Source organism: Steroidobacter flavus (assembly GCF_042651805.1).
Classification (GTDB): domain Bacteria; phylum Pseudomonadota; class Gammaproteobacteria; order Steroidobacterales; family Steroidobacteraceae; genus Steroidobacter; species Steroidobacter flavus.
This window is the reverse complement of the sequence record NZ_JBHSDU010000012.1, coordinates 1,348-3,769: the sequence shown is the minus strand read 5'-3', so window position 1 is coordinate 3,769 and position 2,422 is coordinate 1,348. Positions and strand designations below refer to the sequence as shown.

General features: G+C 61.6%; 2 protein-coding genes. Both read right to left on the bottom strand.

Translation table 11 applies throughout. The features are described from left to right. A partial coding sequence (locus ACFPN2_RS22825) for a non-ribosomal peptide synthetase (RefSeq protein WP_380600911.1) occupies positions 1 to 2,158 on the bottom strand: 2,158 nt, incomplete at its 3' end. Next, positions 2,155 to 2,422, bottom strand: a 268-nt coding sequence (locus ACFPN2_RS22820) for a phosphopantetheine-binding protein (protein WP_380600909.1), incomplete at its 5' end; no start/stop codon positions are given. The genes ACFPN2_RS22820 and ACFPN2_RS22825, both read right to left, overlap by 4 nt.

The following is a 2,422-nucleotide window of genomic DNA, read 5'->3' as shown; positions in this document are numbered from 1 at the left end:
ACGTGCGGCCCGACAGCAGCTGCACGAACTGCTGCACCGATGCATCGAAGTTGAAAGAGGCGTTCAGTGCCACGCGCTGACAACCGCCCACCTGCGCGTATCGCTGCTCCAGTCCTTGCCACAGGTTCAGCACCTGTCGGTGCTCGATCATCACGCCTTTGGGTTGGCCGGTGGACCCCGAGGTGTAGATCACATACGCCAGTTGATTGGCACGCTGCTCGGTGCGTGACAGATCGCTCGACGCTTCATGCGCGATCTCAATCCAGTCGTCGTCCAGCGCCACCGTCTCGATCGATGTCGCAGGCAAGCGTTCTCTGACTTGCGCCTGAATCAGCAACACTTGGGGTGCGGCGTCCTCGATCATGTACCGCAGGCGTTCGGCTGGATAGTTCGGATCGAGCGGCACATAGGCCCCGCCTGCTTTCAACGTCCCGAGCACCCCGATCACCATCTCGAGACTGCGCTCGATACAAATACCGACCCGTCGGTCCGGGCCGACGCCCCGCGCACGCAGATACCGGGCAAGCTGATTGGCTCGCCCGTTCAGCTGTTCATACGTCAGCGATTGTGTCTCGTACATCACCGCGAGGGCGGTTGGCGTTCGTGACACCTGCGCTTCGAATAACTCGTGAATCAACTGCGTTTGTGGATACGGCAGCTGTGTCGCGTTGAACTCCTCCAATAGTTGCCGACGCTCATCTCCGCTCGTGAACGGCAGCCTGCTGACTCTGAGCTGCGGTTCACGAACCATGCCTCTCAGCACCGATTTGAAACATCCCGCCCATCGCTCGATGGTTTCGGCGTCGAATAGATCGCTTGCATAGTTGAGGCTGCCGACGATGCCGCCCGGCGTTTCCAGTAAGGCCAACGTGAGATCGAACTGTGCCGTGCTTCGCTTCAGCGGCTGCTCCATCAGGGTGAGCCCTGGCAAACGCAACTCTCCGCCAGGCGCGTTCTGTAAGGCGAAGGTCACCTGAAAGATGGGGCTGTGACGCAGACTGCGCGTCGGCTGCAATGCTTTCACCACCTCCTCGAACGGAACCGCCTGATGCGCGTATGCGGCCAGCATCAGACTTTTCACCCGCCGCAGCAGCTCGCCGGCGTTCGGGTCATCGGTCAACTGCACGCGTACCGGCAGCATGTTGACGAACAGGCCGAGCACTCCCTCGAGCTCGGCACGCTCTCGATTCGCAACCGGCATTCCGATAACGAGGTCGTCCTGTCCACTGAGCCTCGCGAGCACGATGGCCCAGGCCGTGTACAACGTCATCGCCAGCGTCACGTCGAGCTGGCGGCAGAATCCTTTGAGCTCCCGGCTTAGATCCAACTCCAGCGCCACCGAAACATTGCCGCCGCGATAGCTTTGAACGGCCGGCCTGGGCCGGTCGCCGGGCAGTTCCAATAACTCGGGGCTGCCCTGCAAGTGTTGGCGCCAATAGCCCAACTGTTGCTGCAATTCAGGGCCGGCCAGCCACTGACGCTGCCATTGCGCGTAGTCGGCATATTGAACGACGAGCGGTGGCAACGAGGCCGGCTCGCCGCTCAGATGCGTTTCATACAACTTGCCCAGCTCGCGGATGAGCACGCCGATCGACCAGCCGTCGGCAATGAGGTGATGCAACGTGAGCAGCAGAACATGCTCGTCCTGTTCCAATCGAAGCAGCCTGCCGCGGATCATGGGTCCGATCGCCAGGTCGAAGGGCGTCGCCAGTTCTTCCTGACCGTGCCTGAGCAATTCCGCCTCGCCCGCCGCACCGGCGGGCAGCTCGATTTGTCTCAGCTGGAAAGCGATATGCGACCGGATCTCCTGCACCGGCTCGCCCTCGACCTCCGGAAACACAGTTCTTAGCGCTTCATGTCTGGCGATCAAAGCGCGCAGCGCTGCATCCAAAGCAGCGCGATTCAGGTCGCCGCGCAGGCGGGCAGCAAAGCCAATGTGATATGCCGGGCTGCCGCCCTCGAGCTGGTGTATGAACCACAACCGGTGTTGTGCACCGGAAGTTGGCAGCCGTGGGGGCGTGTTGCCGTCGCCGCGTGAACATGGCTTGATCCTTTGCGCGTCGCGCGCCTTCCTTTCGAGCAGCAGCTCGAGCAGCTTCGCTTTGGAGGTCGACAGAGCGTCGGGCGCTGGCCTGACTGAGGCGGAATTTGCCGTCATGGCGCGCTCTCCATGCCGAGCTCGCTCAACAGCTCCTGAACCTTCCCCTCCGAGAGTGAAGCCACCGTCGCCATCAGTTCCTCCATTTCCGCGTCGCCGTCCTGATGCAATTGCAAAGCGAGCTCCTGCAGAACCGGGAACTCGAACACCGTTTTGATGGGCACTCGTCGGGATAGGCAAGCTTGCAGACGCGCGGCCACTTGCATCGCCAGGATGGAATGCCCACCGAGCTCGAAGAAGTTGTCCTGTCGTCCGACTCGCTCC